General features: G+C 37.6%; 21 protein-coding genes. 4 read left to right on the top strand and 17 right to left on the bottom strand.

Annotated features, from left to right (window positions below):
- The first annotated feature begins 48 nt into the window (after positions 1–48).
- Positions 49–2,397 (top strand): hypothetical protein, encoded by a 2,349-nt coding sequence (locus LKF16_RS08280; RefSeq protein WP_291470423.1) that lies wholly within the window; start codon positions 49–51, stop codon positions 2,395–2,397.
- Between the two features lie 1,281 nt (positions 2,398–3,678).
- Here LKF16_RS08280 and LKF16_RS08275 read toward each other — a convergent pair.
- Genes LKF16_RS08275 through LKF16_RS08265 form a run of 3 tightly spaced genes read right to left on the bottom strand, consistent with a single transcriptional unit; the run spans position 3,679 to position 7,677 of the window.
- A complete protein-coding gene (locus tag LKF16_RS08275; RefSeq protein WP_291470421.1) occupies positions 3,679–4,602 on the bottom strand; it encodes a sce7725 family protein in 924 nt (307 codons plus the stop codon).
- Positions 4,599–5,315 (bottom strand): hypothetical protein, encoded by a 717-nt coding sequence (locus tag LKF16_RS08270; protein ID WP_291470420.1) that lies wholly within the window; start codon positions 5,313–5,315, stop codon positions 4,599–4,601. Before LKF16_RS08270 ends, LKF16_RS08275 begins: the two co-directional genes overlap by 4 nt.
- A complete protein-coding gene (locus tag LKF16_RS08265; RefSeq protein ID WP_291470419.1) occupies positions 5,305–7,677 on the bottom strand; it encodes an ATP-dependent DNA helicase in 2,373 nt (790 codons plus the stop codon). The genes LKF16_RS08270 and LKF16_RS08265 overlap by 11 nt, the downstream gene beginning before the upstream one ends.
- Positions 7,678–8,027: 350 nt before the next feature.
- Between LKF16_RS08265 and LKF16_RS08260 the strand changes: the two genes are divergently transcribed.
- Positions 8,028–8,342, top strand: coding sequence for a hypothetical protein (locus tag LKF16_RS08260; protein ID WP_291470418.1), 315 nt, complete (start codon positions 8,028–8,030; stop codon positions 8,340–8,342).
- An 816-nt stretch (positions 8,343–9,158) separates the two neighbouring features.
- On the opposite strand, the gene LKF16_RS08255 is transcribed toward LKF16_RS08260, so the two are convergent.
- From LKF16_RS08255 to LKF16_RS08220, 8 genes are all read right to left on the bottom strand, one after another.
- On the bottom strand, positions 9,159–9,527 hold the full coding sequence (locus LKF16_RS08255; protein ID WP_291471070.1) for a class A sortase: 369 nt from the start codon (positions 9,525–9,527) through the stop codon (positions 9,159–9,161).
- Positions 9,493–9,714 carry a hypothetical protein gene (locus LKF16_RS08250; protein WP_291470416.1) on the bottom strand — a complete coding sequence of 74 codons (222 nt, stop codon included), beginning with the start codon at positions 9,712–9,714 and terminating at the stop codon, positions 9,493–9,495. Before LKF16_RS08250 ends, LKF16_RS08255 begins: the two co-directional genes overlap by 35 nt.
- Before the next feature lie 15 nt (positions 9,715–9,729).
- Entirely contained in the window at positions 9,730–10,398 is a 669-nt protein-coding gene (locus tag LKF16_RS08245) for a hypothetical protein (protein WP_291470415.1), read from the bottom strand.
- Complete coding sequence (locus LKF16_RS08240) at positions 10,395–11,816, bottom strand: hypothetical protein (protein ID WP_291470413.1); 1,422 nt, start codon at positions 11,814–11,816, stop codon at positions 10,395–10,397. The genes LKF16_RS08245 and LKF16_RS08240 overlap by 4 nt, the downstream gene beginning before the upstream one ends.
- 16 nt (positions 11,817–11,832) lie before the next feature.
- Positions 11,833–12,111 carry a hypothetical protein gene (locus tag LKF16_RS08235; RefSeq protein WP_291470411.1) on the bottom strand — a complete coding sequence of 93 codons (279 nt, stop codon included), beginning with the start codon at positions 12,109–12,111 and terminating at the stop codon, positions 11,833–11,835.
- Entirely contained in the window at positions 12,108–12,425 is a 318-nt protein-coding gene (locus LKF16_RS08230) for a hypothetical protein (protein WP_291470410.1), read from the bottom strand. Before LKF16_RS08230 ends, LKF16_RS08235 begins: the two co-directional genes overlap by 4 nt.
- 68 nt (positions 12,426–12,493) lie before the next feature.
- Positions 12,494–12,772: a WXG100 family type VII secretion target gene (locus tag LKF16_RS08225; RefSeq protein WP_291471068.1), complete on the bottom strand. Its 279-nt coding sequence runs from the start codon at positions 12,770–12,772 to the stop codon at positions 12,494–12,496.
- Between the two features lie 291 nt (positions 12,773–13,063).
- Positions 13,064–13,690, bottom strand: coding sequence for a matrixin family metalloprotease (locus tag LKF16_RS08220; RefSeq protein ID WP_291470408.1), 627 nt, complete (start codon positions 13,688–13,690; stop codon positions 13,064–13,066).
- A gap of 176 nt (positions 13,691–13,866) precedes the next feature.
- On the opposite strand from LKF16_RS08220, the gene LKF16_RS08215 reads away from it, so the two are divergent.
- Positions 13,867–14,253, top strand: coding sequence for a hypothetical protein (locus LKF16_RS08215; protein WP_291470406.1), 387 nt, complete (start codon positions 13,867–13,869; stop codon positions 14,251–14,253).
- 31 nt (positions 14,254–14,284) lie between these two features.
- Positions 14,285–14,665, top strand: coding sequence for a hypothetical protein (locus tag LKF16_RS08210; RefSeq protein ID WP_291470404.1), 381 nt, complete (start codon positions 14,285–14,287; stop codon positions 14,663–14,665).
- 163 nt (positions 14,666–14,828) lie between these two features.
- On the opposite strand, the gene LKF16_RS08205 is transcribed toward LKF16_RS08210, so the two are convergent.
- The 6 genes from LKF16_RS08205 to LKF16_RS08180 form a co-directional block, all read right to left on the bottom strand.
- Entirely contained in the window at positions 14,829–15,188 is a 360-nt protein-coding gene (locus LKF16_RS08205) for a DUF1634 domain-containing protein (protein ID WP_291470401.1), read from the bottom strand.
- On the bottom strand, positions 15,188–16,033 hold the full coding sequence (locus LKF16_RS08200; protein ID WP_291470398.1) for a sulfite exporter TauE/SafE family protein: 846 nt from the start codon (positions 16,031–16,033) through the stop codon (positions 15,188–15,190). The genes LKF16_RS08205 and LKF16_RS08200 overlap by 1 nt, the downstream gene beginning before the upstream one ends.
- The gene (locus tag LKF16_RS08195; RefSeq protein WP_291470396.1) at positions 16,034–16,510 is read right to left on the bottom strand and encodes a hypothetical protein; all 477 of its coding nucleotides are present in this window, start codon (positions 16,508–16,510) and stop codon (positions 16,034–16,036) included.
- Positions 16,511–16,519: 9 nt separating this feature from the next.
- The gene (locus LKF16_RS08190; protein ID WP_291470394.1) at positions 16,520–17,425 is read right to left on the bottom strand and encodes an alpha/beta hydrolase; all 906 of its coding nucleotides are present in this window, start codon (positions 17,423–17,425) and stop codon (positions 16,520–16,522) included.
- Positions 17,426–17,434: 9 nt separating this feature from the next.
- Entirely contained in the window at positions 17,435–18,628 is a 1,194-nt protein-coding gene (locus LKF16_RS08185; RefSeq protein ID WP_291470392.1) for an MFS transporter, read from the bottom strand.
- Positions 18,629–18,864: 236 nt separating this feature from the next.
- Positions 18,865–20,481 carry a helix-turn-helix domain-containing protein gene (locus tag LKF16_RS08180; protein ID WP_291470390.1) on the bottom strand — a complete coding sequence of 539 codons (1,617 nt, stop codon included), beginning with the start codon at positions 20,479–20,481 and terminating at the stop codon, positions 18,865–18,867.
- Positions 20,482–20,700: the final 219 nt, after the last annotated feature.

The following is a 20,700-nucleotide window of genomic DNA, read 5'->3' as shown; positions in this document are numbered from 1 at the left end:
TTCTATACTGAATTTGTATTTATATATGACGAAAGGTGGTGTTTTTTGATGAATATCCGAATTGATGATGCCAAATTGATTAAATACGGAATCATCATTTTGCTAATTTTAGGAGGTGTACTATCTCCCTCGTCTAGCAGTATGGCAACAGCGATTCCAAATCCACAAAAAAACGCCTCAAGAAATAATAGTCGGAAAAGGAAAAATGAATATTCATCAAACAATGACTCAAATGTTGATTCCACTAATGAATTACAATCAGCTGTCCACTATAAGAGCAATTTTGAAAATAACTTCATTAGGAATCAATCAACCTGGACCAACCGCGATAGTATTAATGGTGTTCCTGAAGGTGTTATCCTGCCTAAAGGCAGAATTCCTTCTCCTGAACCAATATCGACAGCTTTCGGAACAGTTATATTTCGTCCAGGATTTAAAGATCAACCTCAAGATCGAACCATTGGTTTAAACGAATCTATTACACTTCCCGGCATAAAGCCGGTTTATCATACCAGTATAAACATATATAAGTATCCAACCTTTACTTGGTATGTGACTAGCGACAACGGAAATCACTGGTCAATCGCAGCAACGTCTTCGAATACTCCTAATCCCCCAAATTTACAGATTAACCCTTCTACTAAACCTAAAACACTTTACTACCAAGAAGAATGTGATCTTCCTGTTAGTGGTGGAACACTTTGGTCTAACGTTGCAACTATCAGAATAGAAGGTACTCCTATTAATATTCAATCACTCTCGATTGGATCGGAAGATAGTCAACATATCTATACCGATGGTCCTACTGATAATCAGCAATTTCATATTAATAGCACATATCTTCCCGACGAAGCTACTGACTATCCGAACATTAAATTTAAAGTCCGCCAATATAATGGTAACGGAACCGAATATACTGGTAATGACTATAAATACGTATCTATTGATCAAAATGGTACTTTATCGGTAAATAACCAAGCAGAAAATGGTCAATTTCAAGTATATACGTATGTAGATGATGAGGGAAAGGAGACAGTTAAATCGACTCCCTTAATTTTTACAATTTCAAAAAATTTAACAGGACCATCGCATCTATTTATCGGACAAGATGCTTATTTCTATTTACAAGGTCCTATATTGGATCAAATGGATTCACTGAAAAAAGAACTCAATGACATTCATACCAACTTATTTTGGTGTTTAGATATTGGTGCAGATAGTGGACCATTAACTTTGAGTCCTGGTAGTGTTCATGTAATCAATAACTCCGTTGTCACTGTTAGTGGGCTAACCATTAAATCTTATGCAAAGGCTATTAAAAAATGGCCCGACCCAGGATCGCTTTTTCTTGCCAGAAGATTCACTGATAGCAAAGGAAATCATTACTATCAATATCTTACAAATAAGGCTCTATTCAACTTGATTAATTCCTATCCAGAAATAAATGGTACCCAATCAATCGAACTTCAACGAAACGGAAACAAAGTAATTCAAGATAGCAGTACTGACGAGGACGCCGTAAAAGTAAAAGACGTCATTAAGGGGGACACATTGATTCATCACTTAACTTTGCAAAATCAGTCAACAGATAACGTAACAAAGCTTAATAATTTGGGATATCTTACTTTTACAACATCCAGTAATGAATCCTTAGACCATATTTCCCTTGTTACACAAAAACCAAATGCATCATCAATTATATTAAAAGAAGTAGCTAAAGTTACCGACAAAAATAATACTTACTCAGTCATTCAAGATTCAAATGGCCGACAAACCATAACTATCAACCGGGCATTAGATAATAACTATAAGGATAGCATTGATATTTATGATAAAGTAAATCACGTTGACGAATCGGATGTTTCGGCTGAATATAATCCTGTCTATAAAATCAATAAATATCAAGATAAAGACGATGATTTTAAAGTCAATTTTATGAAAAATACTGCGACTTTTAAGCCTGATTCTAAACCAACCGTCAAAACTCTTATCGCTAAAGCTAAGGAATTACGGTTTAAAATCTTTAACATCGCATTTCCCCAATTAATTAATCGATATAGTCCACAAGATATGGGGACTGTTCTAGATTTTAAAGATGATCGTGAGCCTAAAGATAGGACTGGATTTAAATTATCGTTCTCATTTTCTAATGCTTTTTATAAAAACAAAAAATTCGAACCTGGATTGCCAATGTCTTTTGTTTATTATGACAAGCATAACGAACTTGAAACTAATCACGGTAATTCCATTCCAATTGAAACCATCAAATATGGAGATTCCCCTAACCCGATTCAATGGAAAATTGGTCAAGGTCTGAGACTAAAAACAACCGGGGTAAGTATTAATAATGGTAATTATCATGCAAAAATATCTTGGAACTTTACTTGGTCACTATAAATTACCTTCAAAACAGCCATCTCTTGATGGCTGTTTTTTTATTCACATCATCTTCACAAAATGTCTACATCATTTTAAGGGACTTTAAAGCTTCAGACGCAATAATGTAACACATAGCAAGGAGGAAACAACAAACCACTTGCTACTAAAAATGATATTAAACTTACTTTTAAAAAATAATTACATCAAACAAGGAGAAACATTATGAAACAGACTTATCCAGATTTTGACAAAACAACATATGAAACAGAATCATTCAAATCATTCCCAACTGCAACAATTGCATTAATCAAAGAATCAAAATACTTCAGCAACAAATAATCATCAAACGTTAATTAGATACAGAGATATTTAAACAACTATTAAAAAAAATAAATCGAGGTAATCAATATGAATAACTTTCCTAACCAATTCCACCAAGCATTAAATCAAGCAGTAAAGCCTGCACCAAATGGTCAAGCCCCATTGGACCAAAAGATTTGGCACCCTGGTAAATAATTAACATATCGTGATAGATAGCATTTCCCCTCAAGCTCATAAACCCACAAAATAAAAACGAAGAAGGATATAAATTATGAATAACTTTCCTAACCAATTCCACGAAGCATTACAACAAGCTGTAAAACCTGCTCCAAACGGTCAAGCTCCAATCGACCAAAAGCTATTGCACCCTGGTAAATAATTTTTTCAAAACGCCCTAACTTAAAAGATAGATAATGCATTCCCCCTCCCCTAGATAAAAAACCGAAAGAAGATAATCCTATGAATAATTTCCCAAATGAATTTCACGAAGCTGTACAACAAGCTGCAAAGCCACAACCAAACCACCAAGCTCCATTAGATCAAAAATTTACACGCCCATTGCGTTAATAATAAAAATAAAACGAGGTAACTAACTATGAATAACTTTCCTAACCAATTCCACGAAGCACTACAACAAGCTGTAAAACCTGCTCCAAACGGTCAAGCTCCAATCGACCAAAAATTGCTACACCCTGGTAAATAATTTTAAGAGGCCGTAAGTGTCATTTGAACACCCACATATATAGTCAGACTGAACACTTACAATTCTTAATTTAAATTCCAAACTAAAACTTTAAACAAAACAATCAAAAATATAAAACGAGGTAACTAACATGAACAATTTCCCAAACCAATTCCACGAAGCTGTACAACAAGCTGCTAAACCTGCTCCAAATGGCCAAGCTCCATTGGACCAAAAGATCTGGCACCCTGGTAAATAAGCTCTGCTTACAAAAATAGCCCAACCGCAAGGTTGGGTTATTTGTTTGCCTTCAATTCGAATAATCGATGCATTAATTGGAAATGATGCTTGAGCGAAAGTTTCTTAACTTTGCCCAGTCCGGGGAACTTCGTCTGCTGGTCGTAGGCTAACAATTCACGTAACGCCGTCGTGTCGTTTAATCCCTTCAAGTTGTCAGGCGCCCACAAGACTAATTTTTTCAAAGCTTCGAAAAATTTATCTTTCTGGCCACTCATCGTTTCGTTACTGTCAGACACGAAGTGATGGATCCGCAAACTGCCGTCTTTAGTGACGTAAATAATGTGCAGAGCTATCGCCCGAGAAGCGAATCCCTTGTCGAAATAGACGCTGCCGACCATCGAGTAATCGCCAAATCCTTGGTAATTATCGATTTGTTGGTACCAATTGGCAGATTCGAAAAATTCATCGTCAATTTCTGCGTAATCTTCTACATGCGGAACAAACGCAAGTGGATCAGTCAGCGAGATTGCCTTAGACCCGACAATTTGATGCAGTCGAGCAACTTCCGGAATCATGACTCCGCTAACTTTTTTCAAAATGCGTGAGTTCTCATAAGCTTTAAGCAGTTCGTAATTCTTCGCTATTAAAAAACTAGTCTGACCTTCACTTGCAGCAAGAAACTCGCTACTGAAATCCGGTGCCAGAATAGCGCTCGGATGGAAAAATGGATACTGAGTCAAGTCTGGCAGTGGATACAGCTTGGTATCGTTGAGACCATAAACGCTGACTTGAGGGTTTGCAACGACGCTAAATGGCTGTTCGTGGTCAATCAAAACTTGGACTGTCTGCTGTAACTCCTTAGAGTCTCTGACCGGTTCAATAACTGGAATAATGTCTTGGCCCAAGTCGCCCTCCTCGCAAGCTTCCCGTAAGGCCAGCAGGTCATACATCCGGCCGCGTAAATATGGATAATAACTCATACTTTACCCTCCAAATTAGGGTGAACCAGTTCCTCGTACTTGAGTTTTAACTCCTGATACTCAGCATTTCTGGCATCGAGCTCTTCTTGTAAGGCATCCACGGCATCCGTTTGCGTGTCATCGATAAAGCGGTCGTACAAGTTGTGATCTGGTTTATAGATGTCATAGCCCTTTTTGGCGCGTTTCTTCAGTTCCTTGAACAACTTGTCATCTGAATATAATTGCAGACCTTTTTCAACCTTCTTAGCCTTGTCAACTTCTCGAAAAAGCGAGGCCACAAAGTGACTAGTCAATTGTTTTTCATCCACCTGTAAGTCTTGATACTGAGCTTTTTTAGCCACCGTTAAAAATCCAGGAGCACGCAAAGTCTGCGGTGCTAGATCCATCGCTTTTTTATCGAATTCACGATAGATCAAAACGCCAATATGACTGGGGATTTCATCGGCAACCTCTTCATATAATTTTTGCGGGAGCACGAAATAGTTGTAATTGCCGATAAACGACAGCTTAGCCTTAGAATGAAAATCAGATTTAGTGACCTTTAATTCGTAGCAACGCCACTCGATCGAACCATCCGGCAATTGCTGATAGCTCAAAGTATCGACGATTCCTTTTTTATCAGGCATCGACACCTCTTCGACCACATATGCTTGTTGTTCGTAACAATATTGATACAGCGTACTCTCCAAATTTTTCGTCAATTTAGTCTTCATGCGACTCACCTCGATTTTTCCAAAAGTTGTTGATCTCTTCGTTCAATCTCTTCAAGGATGAGATCCGTTTGAACCCGTGCCAGTGCTGTGGAAAAAGTTGAACGTAACGTTGGCTGGCAAAACGCTGGTCGAGCAACAAGATTATGCCCACATCCTGGGCGCTTCTAATTAATCTACCGGCAGCCTGCAAAACATTGTTCATCCCTGGCAACTGGTAGGCATAAGCAAATCCTTGTCCGTTTTCATTGTCATAATATTCTTTCAATAAGTTATTCTCGGCACTCAATCCAGGCAACCCGACACTAACAACCGCTACGCCGATCAGACGGTCTCCACGCAGGTCGATACCTTCAGAAAAGATTCCACCTAATACAGCAAATCCAACTAACGTTTGGTCGGGATCTTTTTGAAACTTATCTAAGAAGTCCTGTCGAGCTTGCGCATCCATGGCAGATTCTTGGGCAATCGTTTCGACCTCTGGATGCTCTTTTTCAAAAGTAGTCCTGATCTGTCTCAAATAACCATATGATGGGAAAAAGAATAGATAATTGCCCTGTTTAGCCTTGATCAAGTCGTATAAACTTGCCACGATATAAGGTTCATTGCTTTCGCGTTGATAATAAGTCGTTTGAATAAATTGCGTGACCAAAATTTCTTGATTGTTGGTTGGAAATGGCGATGGCAACTGATACGCCAAACTATTGTCGATACCACCCAACACGTTTTGATAATAGTCCATTGGCGACAACGTGGCTGAAAACAGCACGGCACCGGAACCTAATTTCATTGACTGATCCAAGAAATAACTCGGATCTAAACAGATCTGTTTGATTGAAACCTTGTCGCCGTCGACAACGATCCGTGTTTGATAAGTATCGTCATAAAATCCATTGATCTTAACGAATTGCAGACACGCAAAAAAGTAATCGCGAACAGCTTTGACAAAATCAGTCTGCTCTCGGTCTTTTAACCAGTCAGTAATGAACTCATTAAACTTATTGAGGATCTTGATCAAATCTTTCGGTACGTCAGCTGTCACTAAGTCCGTCTTATGCAAAATCTCAAGCGTGACCTTAATGTCGCTAAAGGCTTTATCGACTTTTTTCAGCTGCGTTTGCAGACGTTTAGTCCCTTTCTTCTGAGCAGCAGCCTGCTTCAGCAACTCATCTATCCCAACGTTAGTTACCTCGGCAGAATACATGTCCCGCGAACGGCTGACCAAGTTGTGGACCTCATCAATCAAGAAGAAATTGTCGTCGTCTTTTTCAGTGAAAAATCGTTGCAAGTAGACCAACGGATCGAACAAATAATTGTAGTCACAAATAATGACATCGCAAAAAAGCGAAGTATCCAACGAGAATTCAAATGGATCCAACGTATGTTTTTTAGCGTATCGCTCAATCACCGGTCGGGTGATGCTGTTTTCATGAACTAAGATGTCCTTCAAAGCTGGCTTCAATCGGTCATAGTAGCCAATCATGTAAGGATTTTTTTCCGGCAACAGATCTTTTTCTTCCGGAAATCTGATCTGCTCCTTGGCAGTCAAAGTGATGCTCTTTAACTTCAAACCTTTTTCGCTCATCAATTCGATAGCTTCTTCAGCCACGTGGCGCGTGCTTTGCTTGGCCGTTAAGTAAAACAATCGCTCGATTCGGTCCTCACCCATTGCCTTGACGGCAGGAAACAGAGTCGAGATAGTCTTACCGGTTCCCGTTGGCGCTTCAACAAACAAACGTTTTTTCAGACAAATCGTCTTGTACACTGCAGCCGCAAGCTCATGCTGCCCGGTTCGAAATTCTGGAAATGGAAATGGCATCGGTACGATCGACTCATTGCGAGTCTTGCGCATATCAGCACGTAATTTCAGCCAAAATTCATACTCAGTAATTAATTTTTCAAAAAATTTAGCTAGTTCTTCACGCGAAAAAGTTTTTTCAACTTGGGTAGTCTTTTCTTCGTCGACTTGAATGTAAGTTAGTTCTAGAGTGACATCGTCAAACTCCGGATGGTCCTCGAGCAAGATGTGGCCGTATACTTTGACCTGACCCCAGTACAGTTCCATCGTGTTGTCGCTGATGTCGGCGAACTTTTGATCAGACGTTTTGATCTCCTCGATCATCGCTTGACCATCTTCAATCAAAATCCCGTCAGCACGACCTGACACGTCGTAATCTTGACCATTCATCGTGACAGTTTTTTTCAGATAAACTTCGCTTTCGTAGTTCTCTGAACGTGTTCCCTGAATCCGGCGATGGATCTTAGCACCCATTAAGGCCGTATTTTGACCACCCTTGGACTCCACCAAGTCGCCACTACGCAAAACAAATTCAACTAAAGTCCGAATACCAATTTTAGTAGCCAATTCGACCCACCACCTTTCACATGCATGTAACATTGTAAAACATGTGTTCGATTTTGTCTGCTGATTGGACTAAAAACTGCTACTAAATGACACGAATCGGAAAAAGGGTTATCATAATTTTATAAATAAACAAGGGGGGGAGATTTATCCATGTATGTAAATTCTTTAGATAATGCAGCAACTATTTATTATTCATGTCTTACCGTAGGTGGTTCAGAGGCATATTGTCTTCAACCATCACTATTTAATTAATATTTAATTTGACAAATAATTCGCACAACAACAATTTCGAAGCTATTATTTATCAAAAAAGACAATCTACATAGACTATTTGAACAGGGAGAAAAAATATGAAAAGAATAAGAGTCTCCTTTTTATTGGGAACACTTTCAATTTTACTGTTTTTGTCCGTATCATCAGCGTCGTCAGTTAAGGCTTCATCTAGTAATAATAAGTTAACCGGAGACTTTCAACAGGCATCAAACTTATTGTATTGGGGAACGTTAAATTACGATAAAAATGAGCTTCCTACTGATTACAGTAATGAACATTTTAATGCTGCAAAAATCGCATATGATTTTGATGCAAAGAACACGTCCACCACAGAAAATCAGAAAATAGATAATGAGTGGAATTTCATTTCAAACTCTGTTGCTAATCACTAATCTAGTGCTTATCAAAAAACAGACATATTGAATTTTACAATAGAATATCCTTTCATTTTTATTAAAATAGACGACACATGTTTGAAATGTCGTCTATTTTGGTTAATTCGTAAATGTAAACGATTTTCTATAAATACCGTTTTACAAAAATCATATTATCATTTTGATTTAATTTGTTACCCTTTTCGCCTTAAATTACAATTAAAACAATCAATAAAAAACCAAAGATTTTTCAGCAAAGAGAATTAATAATACAACCAAATTTTTAGCTTTCCGGAATCAATAAACAACATTCGTTAATCAATTGCTCGGTAATCCTGATGGACTTAATATCGGCTTGAGTATGGCCACAATCACATTTAGCACTGAATTTTGTATATTTTGGTCATTCATATTTATCATCCTCCTGCTTGCCCATTGCACATATTATTTTTCAAAAACTAGTTAATCTTTATTGTTTTATGCATCATCAAAAAAATATATACATATTCAGTTTATTATATGTGATGAAAACTAAATACGTTTATTCGCTTTATATATTATTATAAATTGTAAAATTAATCCGAACACCTAATTAAACAAACTAACCATAATAGGAAATCTTAATCCGACGGGATTATGGTTTCCTATTAAATTTAGTATGTTTATTTCTGAATTTTTAGATTAGTATTTATATAAATGATGTTTTTTGAGCTGTTGGATAGAACTGGTAGAAGTGGAAACTAATTCAGCTTGGACCTTCGTTCGCATAGACCCGTGCTGGATACCATTGTCATAGTCAGCACATGTGATCATCGTCACTGTCTGTTCTCCCGGTCAATCCTTGATCACATCAGTATTATATGGTGACTTCTTACCGATCTTCTTAGTGACCCTATATTTATAGATAAGGTTCAGATCAGTTAAGTAGACCATGTCACCAAAGTTTACGTTGTGTAAATTATGAAAAACTGTGTTCCCATCCATGTAATGTACCGCCGAAGCATAATTACCTGCGCCCATTACTTGTTCAGGTTTCATTGTTGAGACCTCGTAAAGCATGTTTTGACCGTTATCACCATAACCGTTATAAATCTGATTCTTTATTTTTCTACTTGGAATTGACATAAATCCGATAACGTTTTTATCCCCGCGATAAGAAGCTAAGAGATCACTGGTAGATACTGCTTTTACTTTTTGAAGCATCAAAACTAGTTGGTATCTTCTTGTTAGATTTCAACTTAGACTTAGAAATATCTTCTGTAGAGTCAACATAGTGGCCCATGAGTACTGAGTGTCCCCAAGAAGTATTGAGAATACCAAGGGCAATGAATGAGAGTCCAACTACAACTAAGAGGCCATAGATGACACGTGTGAATACTTTATTGCTCATAAATTCCCTTTTGCCTTAATTAATTTCTTGAATACTGACGGTATTGGAATGCACATCAACAAGTATACAACCAGATGAAATAATCAATGCAGATAAAATGTATAAAAGTGTATCCGTTCCTGCTCCATTTGACATCATCAAATAATACACTGTCCCAGTCATAATCAAAGTTCCAAGTGCTACATTTATTGGATTAGCAATAGTGTAGTTTATCGGTTTGAGTTTGATTCTTATAGTTTCTCCAACCTTTTTCACTCCCCAAAAGTAAGACAATAATGATATAAATATCTTGTTTGTCACTGAAAACAGAGGTATTCCAATAATAATCAAGACAAACGGAACCCAATAAGTTTGTTCCTCTCCATCTATTGATATTGCATATCCAAATTGACCAATCATTCGTAAAACCATAAACTGACAAATATAATAAAATATGGTAAGCACAGGCATATATTTTTGATTGGCTTTTCCAAACTGTATAATAAAATTTGGATTATCCGTTAACGAAACTTTTGTACACTTAAAACTATTCATGTGCCAAACAAAAAATGGAAAAAAATAAGTTTTCCAATTTGATAAAAAATCCACAATATATAAATCATCATCAATCCTAAATATCTTAGGAAACGGCATTATCCAGTGTCTATCTGATAAATCTTCTTGAATAATTTTACTGTTTATCACTTAGTGTTCCCCTCCATATTTGGATACATGTGTTCAACTTGCTCATTATATGTCTTCATTGTTTGAATATATGCCTTTTTACCCGAAACGTATGTTCCTGGTTCGACATCCTTATTGTCAGACATGTTCTCTAAACCAACAACAGCTGCGGCACCAGTTGTAATTGGTATATGAAATCTTGTTCCTATTGCCGTTGCCACCGGTGCACCATATGCCGCAATTATTGTTGCATCTGTTGTTCTCCATGCCGACCTTTGAGGACTAAAATATTGTCTATTATCATTGTACATATCTAGTGTTTCTTTTGACGTTTTTATTGCCGTCATTACATTCTCAAATCCCGATCCAGATTTAGGATTCTTGAAAGTTGAAACCATCTTTCCTGCAGCTTTAATGAAAAAATCGTCGGCAATACCATCATAAACTGCCTTATTTCTTTTATTAATAAGGATTGAATTTGCCCATTTATCATACGTATTTTGGATCAGACTTGTTAACTTCTTTCCCTTAATATTTTTACCCTTCATCGCAATTCTAATTTGTTTTATTATTATCTTCTTTTCTTTTTTAGTTCGAGTAACATCCATTTTTTTCAAATAATCATCCAGACCTCTTTGGATAACAGTACGTTTATCTTTCTTTTTACTATTTGATTTATTGGTCTTAGACTTACCATTAAGTTTGACCTTCTTACTCTTCTTGTTCTTCATCTGGTTAACTGTGATCGATACATGCACGTTCTTCCAGTCATTAGATATCTGTGTTGGATTCAAATTGACTCCAAGTCCATTGAATTCTTCCATTTGTTCTTTTACTTTAATCACATGTTTCTTTGTATCATTGATCGCCGTACTAGTACTTTTGCTTAGCATTGTTACTTCGGCAAACGCATTCTCAGCCATCTTGGCACCTTTATTAGCTGCTGATACCGCTGAATCATTCTGTGAAGGTACTCCTGATAATTGTCCGATCAGATCTTCAAGTAGTGAATTCTTGATTATTGCACTGTCACTTCCATCAACACCTTTGAAGACACTCAAAAGTGAATCAAACTCCGCTGTTAAGACATCCAGATTACTGGATAACTTTTGAGTATCTCCAATATGTGTCTCCTCAGTATAGCCTTTCATTTGCTTTTGCATATTCCCAGAAAAGCCATTGGCATCAGGAACGGAATTCATTTTCTGCCCCGTTTCACCGAGTGCGTTTTTCATTGCATTGGATTGACTCTTCAACATATTATTTGTTGAAATAAGATTAGCAACATTTATCATTGGCAAGCCGCCACCGGCTGGAAATGATGCGGATCCTACCGAAGATGATCCTGAAGAAAACGTACCACTAGATGATTGATGTGTATTCATTGGATCTGCCAATCCACTCAACACATTACGACTGATCGAATCTAATTTCCCCATAAGTTTCCCTCCTTAACTACATATTATTGAAACCACCGCTAATTATGTTGTCAGCTTCCAAAACTTTCTGTTGTGTTATGTCAAACTGATTCGTATCATTTTGAGCGACATTCACATAAACACTTATTTTTGAATCTATTTCTTTCTCTACTTGGATCAATTGAACAAATGGATTCAAGGTAGTTCCATTAAGATCCGTTGCTGTTAACTTATTGCCTTGAAGACTACTTACTGAACCTTTAGCACTTGAAATACTGTTTTGAAACGCTGATGGATCGATAGATATCTTTGTCATATCACTAATGTGGCTGCCTTAGCGAGGTCAGACGCCTCCTTAGCCTTTAATTTGGCTATTCTTGCCTTTGACACAGCTATATTCTTACTGTTTCTTGATTTATCTTTTTTATTGTCAGCTATCGCTTTGTCTATACGTTGATCAAATTTATTTCTTGTGTCGCCACTCCACTCTGAATCGAAAACTGAAGACTTATCTTGTAGTAATGTTGTTCCAACAGCACTTAATCCTGGTTTGGCTGCTTGCATTACTTTGACGGCCGTTTCTAAGGCTGCAATCTGTTGTGCTTCCATTGATGTTCCTACTGCGCCCATATACATTACCCCCTAACAAAAAAATTGACCTCTTTATTTCGGAAAATAAAGAGGTCGTTTTTATTTCTTTAGCTCCAAGATTGACCAATTTGGTTATCGGCATCTTCCATTCCTTGTGCTGACTTATCAAGTTGTGATTTGATTTCTCTCAATAATTGTGAGAATTCTTGTACTTTACCAGAAAGTTCTTGGAATTTACTATCGTATTTATCGAAAGCGTTACCTTTCCACTCTGATCTAATTTGTTCTTGCATACTCTTCAAGTCGCTCAATACGCTATCTACGTTATCTGCGCCCTTTGTATATTGTGTTGCTTGTGATCTGAACTCGTCAGGTGTAACGGCAATTTATCCTTCAATTTTAACATTTTTAACAAAATATTTAATATATATAAATCACGTTATTAATATATCAATGAATTACATATTTCACAAGGGTTCTAAAGTGTTACTTCCAAATTTCAATCATGATATATAAAATTTTATATCATATTCGCCGTATGATTCAGCTTCTATAAACAGTATCCTTTTTATAAATTCAAAATAATAAAGGAGAGCCATAAATACAGTGAGGAATGAAGTGCAACACAAAAATTGGACTTTTAAATTTTTATTTCATACGCACAGCTTATTTAATACTTATTTGATTTGGTATAAATATCTGATAGCATCCCTATCATACTGAGTAATTCCAGTATTAGGATCCAAGTACCACATAATAGTTGAATATTTGAGATTAGTATCGTGAATATCGGCTAATCCCATTGCATGGCCGAGTTCATGTTCGGCTACACGGATTCCCCCATTGGAAATTTTAGTTTTATCAAAATTAGCAGGATCGATTTTAATCGTTGCTCGATCAATATAGGTTTGATTCCCCGTCGTAGATTGATCTTTAAAAGTCATGGCAACACGTAATTGAGAAATTTGACCAGTAGTAAATCTTACATTAGCGATATTACGATCATTAACAATCTTAAACTTTACTTTGTCAGTTGATTTCGACCAGTCATTAACTGCCCATTTGATATCCTGTTGAATTCCAATCGGGTTATTAGGCTCAATGAAGATGTTAAGTGTCGTTGAACGTGATTTTAATCCCGTTAACATTTCGTTCAAATATTTAGTGGGAATCGATGACTTCCCTACCTTTGTAGTCTGATTTTTATTGTTAGTTGAAGCAGCAAAGACTGTACCAACACTTGAAAAAGTCGAAACAGATATCAACAATGCAGCTGCAAGTGTCACTAATTTAATTTTTTTCATAAGCATCCCCTGTATAACTGAATTATAACCGTCTTAACTGATTGAAAAAAGGACTTAATATAAATATTTTTATGCGTTATAGCGGACAAATCTCCCAATGTAACATGTTTGAATCTAGGATTTTAAGTCAAAACTCATATGATGAAATCATAAACAAACGAAGGGGATTTACAGAAATGAAAAAAACAATCGCAATAGCAATAACAAGTTTTACTTTATTACTAGCTGGCAGTTCATTAACTGCTTCCGTTGCAAGTGCATCTACTGCAGCACCTGACACCGTGGAAACATATATTTATCATGAAAATGCTCCAGCCACCAAGATACATCCACAACTAATAGCAAAAGACGTCTCATTAAGAGTTACTTCTCAGGTATCCACTTGGGGATGGGCTTCATATGATGGTAGCGGAAATTTGATTGCTAACACATATGGTTCTGGTGCAAGCCTAAAAGGATCATTATATTATGATGCAACTACAAATACTTTCAGATATCTTATCAACGACCCATCAACATATTGGCAATCTTGGGTAAATCCAAACTCAGTAAAAGTTATCTAAATTCAATTTTAAACTAAGGATGAAATTAATTATGAAAAAATCAATCATAGCAGTAGTCACAAGTTTTGCTTTATTACTAGCTGGAGGCACTTTATCAACTTCAGTTTCAAACGCAGCAACAAATTTTCCAGACACTTATAGGACTTCGGTTCATACAAAATATGGGACTGATGTTTATGTAAATGCGCATCGTGTGTCTGACAGTGTAAACTTAAGAACCAAACATGCAATCATGGCAGGAACTGAATTTGATGGAACAGTCGGACTTATTGCCAACCAATATGGCGATCGTACAAATCTTACAGGCTCACTATATTATGATTCTGTAACTGATCACTATATGTATTTAATCAATGACCCATCAACTTATTTATATTCTTGGGTAAGCCCTGACGATGTGGAAATAGTTTAACAACTAACCAAAAAATCACACAAAAAAGGTTGAACTAATTAAAGTTCAACCTTTTTGCGTTTCTAAAATATTCCATTCATTCGAGTAATATTCTATGTTTTGATAAACACCCGTCACTCATCGGAAAACGAGCATCCCTTAATTCTTTAAAATAATAATTTGTTTATCCATTATATCCAAACACCATTGCGATGATCAAAATGATCAACACTGCTGTGGTGATGTATACGTACAGTCTGTCGTGTTCTTTTGCGAACGCATAAATTGATACGACGACTCGCAAAACGGGCGTTAGGATCAACAAGAAGATGCCTAACATGATCACAGCGTATGACTTGCCGTGAGCTATACCGGAAAAGATCATTCCAAATCTTCGTGGCCACTCGCCGTCCGCATAGCCTGTTCCACCGTTAATGAAATACAAGACTACGCCTAAGATGATGACCGCTGCCGAAACGATAACTCCGACTCGTAAAATTTTTCCGATTATGAGTTCAACATCGCGCATTTCTTCTTTTTTCATTAGATGTTCACCCCAAATCCTTTAAGAACCATTTGCAATCCCATGTAAAAAATAATTGGGACGAAAATCATTCTGATCAGTCTTGGTTTCAACACTTGCATCAAACGCGCACCAATCGTGGCGCCGACTAAAACTCCAATCGCCAACGGTCCGGCAATATCCGGACGAATCGACCCGTTGAAAAAGTAGACAGTCGCACTGGCAGCCGCAGTAACTCCCATCATCAAGTTTGAAGTTGCACTTGATGGTTTAAGTGGCATCTTCATGATTGTATCCATAGCGATAACCTTGAAGGCACCACTACCAATACCGAGCAAACCACTGGCCAAACCAGCAGCCCACATCATGATGAATCCACCAGGGATATTTTTCATTGAATAATCAACTTGTTTTTTCTCAGCCTTATCGTAGTAACTATCAGCCAAGCGTAATTTTTGAACGGTTGGACCTTGTTCCGTATAAACTGCCTCACCCTTCTTACTGAAGAGTTTACGAACCATATTATAAGTAGAATACAGTAGGAAAAAGCCGAATAAGACGAACAAGAAGGTACTTGAGAAGGCTCCGACTAGCAGAGCACCCATGATTGCACCGACAGTTGTCGCAATTTCCAAAAACATCGCCACACGAAGGTTCAGCATATCATCCTTCAAATAGGCAATAGTGGCCCCTGAACTAGTAGCAATAACCGAGATGATACTAGCTCCAATCGCATATTTAATATCTAATCCCATCATTACGGTTAGGATCGGCGTGATGATCATACCGCCACCAATACCTAAAACTGCCCCAAGAGTTCCAGCAAATAAACCGATAACGATGAAGATGATCATCGAAGTATTCATTTACTTAGCCTCTTTTTCTGCTTCATCTTTCTTGTTGAACATTTCTAGCGATGTCTCATAGTTTGCACGCATGATTGCCATCGCATTCTTAGCTTGAGCATCAGTGACATCCCCATCAGAGATAAGGTCGATGTGGAATTTTGATGCGTTCAAGTAGTCGCAACGAGTTGAGAGATAAACTTTTGTCTCAACCTCTTGACCATCTTCAAAAAAGTGAATAACTTTTTTAGCATCATCAAATGGCAAGTTGATAATGTCAGATTCGAGATAAAAGTCAATTGGAAACTCTGCGTCAACCACGTGGATCATAGTTTGCGAAAGCTTGCCGGCAGCAAGGTCAGTCTTCAACTGCTCGCTAGCTTTGTTGATCGACCAGAGGTCTTCTTGCAACAAGTCATCCTTACTAATGTCCAAACTAGTTTGTTTGAAGTCGCCATTTTCAATTCGTTCTTTAAATTCATTCATCGTAATTTTCATAATTAACTCCTAGAGATACTTTTTCAAAAAGTCCGCAACTTTAGCCTGATAATTCTTCGAATCAACGTAGTAACTACGTATGTGGACGCCGCTGTCTTTAGCGTAGGTCTCCTTCGGAAAATCACCGTATTTGGTCAATTCATCCCTCATATAATAAGGCACCGCTTCATCAGCCTGCCCATGCATGAATAAAATCGGTAAGTGGCAGTTTTGTAAAGCCTTAGTACAATCAGCCTGACCGTAGAAAAAGCCGGATCTGACTTTGGCTACTAATGAGATCATCTTCAAGACGAATCGTCCTGAGAACTTATAGCGTTGCTTAAAGTGGAAGTTGACTACATCTTCCATTGAAGTATAGCCAGAGTCCTCAATGACCGCTTTGACATTGTCAGGCAATTTCTTGCCAGCCGTCATCATTACCGTAGCCGCTCCCATTGAAGCGCCAAACAAAACAATTTCATCGTTAGGTCGCCTTTTTAAAAGCTCATTGATCCAAGCCTCAAGGTCGATACTTTCCAGATATCCAAAGCCTTGATACTTACCTTCGCTCTTACCTGCAGCCTGATTGTCGATCTGCAAAACGTTGTAACCAAGCGTATTAAAAAGCTGAGCGTGGATGTCCAATGATTTGTGGTCGACTGCAAAGCCATGCACCACGATCACCGTGACATCTGAGGGTGATTTCGATTTAACGAACCATCCATATAACTTATTACTATTTGAAGTAATTGTCCACTCCTCACGGGGCTGCTTCAAATAGGCTGTGGTAGCTTCATCTAATCCCGGATCTCGAGTCACCGCTGGAGCATCTGAACCTAGCGCATTGCTATTTCTTTTTTGTAAATATAAAAAAAGAGCGTTCAAAATTAGAACTATCAGCAGCAACACTATAATAATGATAATAGCTATTGTCATAATTTAACCTCAGATTTCTAATTCTTTGACACCCTTTAATGATACCGCAACTAATATCATCGCTGCGGTAATACCATAAAATAAATTGGCAAAAGATAGAGCCGTAACAATCAAACTACCGGCATATGGCCCGACAGCTCGACCTAAAGAACCCATGATCGTGTATAAACTTTGCAAGTTCCCACGATTTTGATTAGTCGACATTTTGTTCAATAAAGCCGGGATCGTTGGGAAGACCATTGATTCGCCGACTGTCAGGATCAACATGCTGACAACGAACATCCAGTACTGATTAGCTCCCGGAAGTAGTAAGAATGACAGACCCATGATCACAATTCCGACCAAGATTTGATTTTTTAACAGTTTGAAGATCTTGGACATGATCCGGTTCATCACAGGCTGGATCAGCAACAGTGACGCCGCATTGATCGTAAAGACGATACTATATTCTTTCTTGGAGAAGCCGTTGCCTAGCATGTACAGCGACATATTGCTGTCCCACTGCGTGTAGCCCATCCACATGATGAACACGCCTAAACTCAAGATGATCAAGTTCAAACGGAAACGCTTTTCGCCAATGGCAACCTTTGGATCAACTTCTTCAGAGTCCATCTTGTACTCGTGAGTCTTCTCGGCTGCTTCATTAGTAGCATCAAGCACCGAAGCTTTAAAGAACACGATCAACAAGCATAATACAAAAAAGATTACTGGGATAAAGAATGTGAAAAAGATGCTCCACTCAAATATAAATCCTACTGCCGTTGACCCGACAGCAATCCCCAAGTTGGCTGCTAAATACATATTATTGAACAACACTCGGCTGTCCCCAATAGTTTCTTCAGCCACGAAGGCAGTATAGCCATTGATAGCAGTGTAGGAGATGCCCATTCCAAATCCAAGCATAACCAGCATGAACAAGTAGCTAGGCCAAACATGATGGAACGTCATCCCTAAAAGCGAGATAACCGCAATAATATAGCCGATTTGAAGCGTCCATTTCTTAGACAGCTTATCGAATAATATTCCACCTAAGTAATTTCCTACCATCATTAACGCCGAATACACCATAAGCGCAAATCCCGCCATATTTTGAGTCTGATGCAGGTTCTGCTTAATAAAAATCATATTCACAGGCAAAATAAATCCCATTACCATATTAAAGGTCGCATTTAAGGTCAATAACCATAATTTTTGTGATCGCATTTTTTCACTTCCCGTCCCTATTTTTTCCAGAAAAAAAGCCATGGTCATCAAACCATGGCTTCTTTGGTAGTACTCAATTGAGTAATCAGCTAAGTTGGTTCACACAACCGCTGAAGATATCGCTCACAAATATCCGGTGAGTGGTTCTTGATATCCTACCTCAAGTGACGACCAAATTCGTCGTCTCTCGACTCATCGCATACAGTAATACTAATCTATTTTTTTAAAAAATTCAACTAATTAATTGTCTTAGTTCCAGCAACCTTTTCATCAGTCCAAATCTTGTAAATAAGGTTGAGCAGTCCACCCATCTGACCGTCGACCCCATTGTACATCCAGCGATAAACGCAGACGTCGTCTTTGACTTCATCTTCAGGCAAGTTGGAGCTATTAGCAGTAACCACGATATCAGCGTCCTTAGAATCGCTTACGATCGATACATATGGCAAAGCTTCCAAAGTAATAGCTAAGTCAGAATATACCAAGAAGAATGACTCCAATTCCAAATATACGTGGACTTGGATCGATTCATTGTAAAGTGAGAAGAAACGATATGCAATTGCATAAAGTGCATCAGAGATAAGTTTTGACTTACCTTTCAATGAACTGTACTTGTCACGTCTCATTAAATGTTGAACTGTTGATCCAATTTTTGTCTTCAAGTTTTCGTCAGTCAAGCTACTCATGGCATCGCCAAAACCAGAGAATAAGTTAAGCATCTCGATAAAGTTTTGGTCCAAAGCAAGTACACCAATGATACAAGTAGTTAGATTGTACTTATAACGCATAAATTCCTTGTGTGACAACGCAAAATCAGAAACAGTCTGTTCCACGTCATAAGGAATAAGGTCCAAGAAATCGTCTATAAAGTTGGCAAAAAGCGGATTATATTTAACGAGTTGTCTTGAAACTGTTTGAAGATATTCTTCTGAAACTTCAAACGTAGTTGAAACACACATCAATAGAATGTAAAAATCAGCAGATTGGAACATTTGCTCTTCATAGCTGATCGATTCGATCGACTTTCTCAACTCTTGAACTTGTGCAGAATCATTATTTGATTCTTCAAACAATGGCGTTGTTCCCTCAAAAATATTAGGGAATGGATAATTAATAACACTCAAAGCTTCGATGTTTTGCATATGGTTACCGCCCAGAATACGGTAAGAATGTGCCATGACAACGTAAGCATAAAACAATTTTGTAATGGTATTAATAGGTTGCAAACGATATTTCTCTAATGCAATATTAACAACTCTGAAGGCTGTTTCCTTTGAGTACAACTCAAAAGGCCAAACGTATCCCCTAGTAGCATTCCAATACAAAGCAGCAATTGCCAAACGAATCGATTCTTCGTTTCCGACAAAGCGCATTGGTTCATAAGCGATTCTAACGCCAAAACGCTTGAGGTATCCCCTTACCGGTTTCAAGTGTCTTAGAACAGTCGCTTTACTAGTATTTAAGTCTGTATAGAATTGTCTAAAGGAACTTTCTTTCCCTTTCACAATTGCATCCAAAAAACGATAACCATCTGATCTAGTTGTTAAAAATGCGTGGTAGCCGTCCCTCGATACGGCAAACATTTCTTCGATCTTATAGTCATCTTTTTTGAGTATTTCTTTGAAGTCGTCTTGAATACCTAAAAAGGTATTGTAGACACTTCCGTAACTTTTGTTCATTTGATATGCAGCTTTACGCAAGTTGATATCTTTAACAGTTATGTGTCTTTGACGATAAGTTTCGATCAAATTGGCACTAGCTAACTGGTCCGTACGTATTAACTTTATTTTATTGAATAACTGAATCTTTTCTACCTCAGATTTAGACAAGAATAAATCAGTAAAACTATCCAATAGTATCACCTCCCGAGTCATATAGATTATATCACGGTATTATTTTTTTACTAAATTGATGTTAAAAAAAATCATATTTAAATAATCTCAGGTACAATTCTCGATACTATTTTTCGCTTATTTTCACAACGCTGATGCCCCCAAAATACCATGGTGTAGAGATTTACAAGTGTTTACAGAAAATCACTTGCTATAGTTTATAAGCACTCAACCGAAATA

Source organism: Companilactobacillus sp. (assembly GCF_022484265.1).
Lineage (GTDB): Bacteria > Bacillota > Bacilli > Lactobacillales > Lactobacillaceae > Companilactobacillus.
The sequence above is the reverse complement of the archived record's forward strand: the minus strand, read 5'-3'. Positions and strand labels throughout refer to the sequence as shown.

What these genes read in the sequence shown, in the direction of transcription:
- LKF16_RS08280 (WP_291470423.1), top strand. Translation starts at nt 49, where the DNA reads ATGAATATCCGAATTGATGATGCCAAATTGATTAAATACGGAATCATC.
- LKF16_RS08275 (WP_291470421.1), bottom strand. Translation starts at nt 4,602, where the DNA reads ATGAGTTATTATCCATATTTACGCGGCCGGATGTATGACCTGCTGGCC.
- LKF16_RS08270 (WP_291470420.1), bottom strand. Translation starts at nt 5,315, where the DNA reads ATGAAGACTAAATTGACGAAAAATTTGGAGAGTACGCTGTATCAATAT.
- LKF16_RS08260 (WP_291470418.1), top strand. Translation starts at nt 8,028, where the DNA reads ATGAAAAGAATAAGAGTCTCCTTTTTATTGGGAACACTTTCAATTTTA.
- LKF16_RS08255 (WP_291471070.1), bottom strand. Translation starts at nt 9,527, where the DNA reads ATGCTTCAAAAAGTAAAAGCAGTATCTACCAGTGATCTCTTAGCTTCT.
- LKF16_RS08250 (WP_291470416.1), bottom strand. Translation starts at nt 9,714, where the DNA reads ATGAGCAATAAAGTATTCACACGTGTCATCTATGGCCTCTTAGTTGTA.
- LKF16_RS08240 (WP_291470413.1), bottom strand. Translation starts at nt 11,816, where the DNA reads ATGGGGAAATTAGATTCGATCAGTCGTAATGTGTTGAGTGGATTGGCA.
- LKF16_RS08235 (WP_291470411.1), bottom strand. Translation starts at nt 12,111, where the DNA reads ATGACAAAGATATCTATCGATCCATCAGCGTTTCAAAACAGTATTTCA.
- LKF16_RS08230 (WP_291470410.1), bottom strand. Translation starts at nt 12,425, where the DNA reads ATGGGCGCAGTAGGAACATCAATGGAAGCACAACAGATTGCAGCCTTA.
- LKF16_RS08220 (WP_291470408.1), bottom strand. Translation starts at nt 13,690, where the DNA reads ATGAAAAAAATTAAATTAGTGACACTTGCAGCTGCATTGTTGATATCT.
- LKF16_RS08215 (WP_291470406.1), top strand. Translation starts at nt 13,867, where the DNA reads ATGAAAAAAACAATCGCAATAGCAATAACAAGTTTTACTTTATTACTA.
- LKF16_RS08210 (WP_291470404.1), top strand. Translation starts at nt 14,285, where the DNA reads ATGAAAAAATCAATCATAGCAGTAGTCACAAGTTTTGCTTTATTACTA.
- LKF16_RS08205 (WP_291470401.1), bottom strand. Translation starts at nt 15,188, where the DNA reads ATGAAAAAAGAAGAAATGCGCGATGTTGAACTCATAATCGGAAAAATT.
- LKF16_RS08200 (WP_291470398.1), bottom strand. Translation starts at nt 16,033, where the DNA reads ATGAATACTTCGATGATCATCTTCATCGTTATCGGTTTATTTGCTGGA.
- LKF16_RS08195 (WP_291470396.1), bottom strand. Translation starts at nt 16,510, where the DNA reads ATGAAAATTACGATGAATGAATTTAAAGAACGAATTGAAAATGGCGAC.
- LKF16_RS08190 (WP_291470394.1), bottom strand. Translation starts at nt 17,425, where the DNA reads ATGACAATAGCTATTATCATTATTATAGTGTTGCTGCTGATAGTTCTA.
- LKF16_RS08185 (WP_291470392.1), bottom strand. Translation starts at nt 18,628, where the DNA reads ATGCGATCACAAAAATTATGGTTATTGACCTTAAATGCGACCTTTAAT.